The sequence below is a fragment of the Streptomyces sp. B15 genome (genome assembly GCF_018070605.1).
Taxonomy (GTDB): Bacteria; Actinomycetota; Actinomycetes; order Streptomycetales; family Streptomycetaceae; genus Streptomyces; species Streptomyces smyrnaeus.
The window spans coordinates 1-3227 of the sequence record NZ_JAGPXJ010000189.1 but is presented as its reverse complement, the minus strand read 5'-3'; the positions used below and the strand labels follow the sequence as shown (position 1 = coordinate 3227).

General features: G+C 68.8%; 3 protein-coding genes. 1 reads left to right on the top strand and 2 read right to left on the bottom strand.

Annotated elements, in window-relative coordinates:
• Positions 1–435: 435 nt before the first annotated feature.
• Entirely contained in the window at positions 436–972 is a 537-nt protein-coding gene (locus tag KBY19_RS35680; protein ID WP_210957293.1) for a MarR family winged helix-turn-helix transcriptional regulator, read from the bottom strand.
• Positions 973–1133: 161 nt separating this feature from the next.
• Here KBY19_RS35680 and KBY19_RS35675 point away from each other — a divergent pair, with 161 nt between their 5' ends.
• Positions 1134–2516 carry an MFS transporter gene (locus KBY19_RS35675; protein ID WP_307843712.1) on the top strand — a complete coding sequence of 461 codons (1383 nt, stop codon included), beginning with the start codon at positions 1134–1136 and terminating at the stop codon, positions 2514–2516.
• Between the two features lie 66 nt (positions 2517–2582).
• On the opposite strand, the gene KBY19_RS35670 is transcribed toward KBY19_RS35675, so the two are convergent.
• The coding region (locus KBY19_RS35670) for an ATP-binding protein (RefSeq protein WP_210967502.1) at positions 2583–3227 on the bottom strand (645 nt) is incomplete at its 5' end.

The following is a 3227-nucleotide window of genomic DNA, read 5'->3' as shown; positions in this document are numbered from 1 at the left end:
TATCAACATATCTGGCGTTGACTTTTGGCACGCTGTTGAGTTCTCAAGGAACGGACGCTTCCTTCGAAACCATCTCACCGGTTTCTCCGGACGTTTGCCCTTTCGGTGTCTCCGACTCTATCAGATCCGTTTTCCGGCCCGTTTCCGTGCCGTCCTCCGAATCAGATTTCCCCTGTCGGCGGGGCGCCTTCCGGCTGACCGCTACTTTAGGCCCTTTCCCCGCCCGGCTCCAAATTGAGCCGACCCGCAAAAGCAATTCGGCATGCCGAACAGACCCCTGCGAAGGGAGATGGTCTTACGTAGTGGTTTCCGCCGGAGTGGCGGGAGGAGTCGCCAGAAACCGTGACCGGCTGCTGACAACTCGATGAACCTTACGGATCACGTGTCGCGCTGTCAACCGGAGCCGAGCCGAGCACAACTGCGCCCAGCGGGGCGTCAGTCGAGGTCGGTGAGGCGTCCGCCGGCGTCCGGCTGGGCATGTTCGACGCGACGGAGGAGGCGGGTGAGGAGTTCGCCGAGTTGTACGCGCTCCTCGGTGGAGAGGTCCTGGAGGAGGTCCTCCTCGAAGACCGACGCCATACGCATGACCTCGAGCCACTTCTCGCGTCCGGTGTCGGTGAGGCCGATGATGACGCGGACCCGGTTGTCGGGGTCCCGTTCGCGGGTGACCAGATCCTGGGTGAGCATCCGGTCGATGCGGTGGGTCATCGCCGCGGGGGTGAGGCCGAGCCGTTTGGCGATGGTTCCGGGCCACAGTTGGTAGGGACTGCCCGCCATGACGAGCTCCTTGAGGACCTCCCACTCCGGACTGCTGAGGCCGAGCGTTCCCAGCTGGCGCCCGTAGGCCACGCTCATCCGGCGGTCCAGCCTGCTCAGGGCGTTGACCACCTTCTCCACCTGCGGGTCGAGGTCGCGGTACTCCCGCTGGTAGATGGCGATCTGCTCGTCGAGCGTCGGTTGTCGGTCCGGCATGTGTGCAGTATCGCACGGCAACTCATTCGCTCTAAACGCTTGCTCTGTGTACTCTTTAGTGTCGAACTTTAGCTTCGAAGTCTTCGTCCCTGTACTCACGGGACCTCGTATCTGTATCCCTTTCCCCTTCTCGACCTAGGTAGGTGAGTGTGACCACGGCTGTGTCCACGGCGACGGCCGACGCGCTGCGGCGGATCCAGCTCGGCAACGCGCTGGCAGCTTTCGGCAACGGCTTCACGGTGCCGTTCCTCTTCGTGTACGTCGCGCGGGTGCGGGAGCTCGGTGACGGCACCGCGGGTGCGGTGCTCGCCGCGTTCGCCGCCGCCGCGCTGCTCGTGCTGCCCTTCACGGGGCGCGTGATCGACCGGAGCGGGCCGCTGGTGATGGTTGTCGTCGGCGCGGTCTCCGCCGCGCTCGGCGCGCTGGGCTTCGGGCTGTCGTCCAGCGCGCCCGCCGTGCTGGTCGCGTCCGCCGTGATGGGCGCCGGCATCGCCGTACTGCAGCCCGCGCTCGCGACGATGATCGTCTGGTGCTCGTCGCAGGGTTCGCGGTCACGCGCCTTCGCCACCCAGTTCTTCCTCAATAACCTGGGGCTCGGTGTCGGCGGGCTGCTGGGCGGGATGCTCGTCGACGAGCACGACCCGGCGAGCTTCACCCTGCTGTTCGTCATCGAGGCGACGATGTTCCTCGTGCTGCTCGCCGTACTGATGACGGTGCGGGTGGCGCGTCCGGTGGCGACGGTCGACAACGAGGGCACCGGGACGGAGGGCGCTGCGCGTGGCTCCGGGTGGGGCGTGCTGCTGCGGGACCGGCCGATGGTGCTGCTGTGCGTCCTGGGCTTCGTGATCTTCTTCGCCTGCTACGGGCAGTTCGAGTCGGGGCTGTCTGCCTACGCCGTGGAGGTCACCCGGATCTCGACCTCCACTCTGGGGATCGCGCTCGCCGCCAACACGGCGATGATCGTGCTGGCCCAGTTCGTGGTGCTGCGACTCGTCGAGCGCCGGCGCCGCAGCCGGGTCGTCGCCCTGGTGGGCCTGATCTGGACCGTCGCATGGGTGGCCGCAGGGGCTTCCGGGCTCGTGCACGGAGCGCAGGCAGTGGCCACCGCGCTGCTCATCGGTACGTACGCGCTGTTCGGCGTCGGCGAGACGATGCTGTCGCCGACGGTGGCGCCCCTGGTCGCCGACCTGGCCCCGGCCCGACTGGTGGGCCAGTACAACTCCGCTTTCGCGCTGGTGAAGCAGCTGGCACTGGCCGTGGGGCCCGCTGTGGGCGGTGCGCTCGCCGCGACCGGTGCCTGGTCGGCGTACATCGTGCTGCTGGTGGTGTGCTGCCTGGGCGTTTCCGGGCTGGCGCTGCTGCTCGGTCGGCGGCTGTCCGAGCGCGAGGACCGGCCCGGGTCGGTCATCGTGGCCCGTGGAGAGGCGCCCCGCCCGGTCGAGGGACAGCGGATCGAGGGGCAGCGAGTCGAGACACCGCACGTCGCAGAAATGGGCATCGCGGAGCAGCGCACAGCGGAGCAGCGCGTCGACGCGGTGCGGTAGCGCGCTTCGGTAGCGCGGGAAGCGCTCGCAGTACGTCCCCCTGCCGGGCAGCAGCCGGAAAGCCGGCTACCTGCCCGGCAGGGCGAACTCGCACCAGACAGACTTGCCGCCGCCCTGGGTGCGGCGGCTCCCCCACGCCGAGGCGATCGTGGCGATGATCGAGATACCGCGTCCCGCTTCGTCTGCTGGTTCGGCCCGGCAGCGGCGGGGCAGGTGTTCGTCGCCGTCGGTCACCTCGATGATCAGACGCCGGTCGGTACGGCGCAGCAGCAGCCGCATGGGCGGGGTGCCGTGCTGGAGGGAGTTGGCGACCAGTTCGCTGGCGGCCAGCACCCCCAGGTCGCGGAGTTCGGTGGGGAAGCGCCAGGAGGCCAGGACGCCCGAGGCGAATGCACGGGCGCGCGGGGCCGCTTCAGTGCCGCCGAGCAGGTCGAGCGCCGCGTTGTGGAACAGCTCGGCGTCGGGACCCGTGCGCACCGGGTGCTGGAAGACGAGGAGTGCGACGTCGTCGTCGTGGTCCTCGCTGATGCCCAGGGCGCGCAGCAGCCGGTCGCAGATGATGTCCGGGGAGCCGGTGGCGCCGGCGAAGGCGCCTTCCAGCGCTGCCACGCCCTCGTCGATGTCGGCGTCCCGGCGTTCGATCAGACCGTCGGTGTAGAGGACGGCGGTGGAGCCCTCGGGATCCTCAAGGCGCGCGGGACCGTCAGGCCT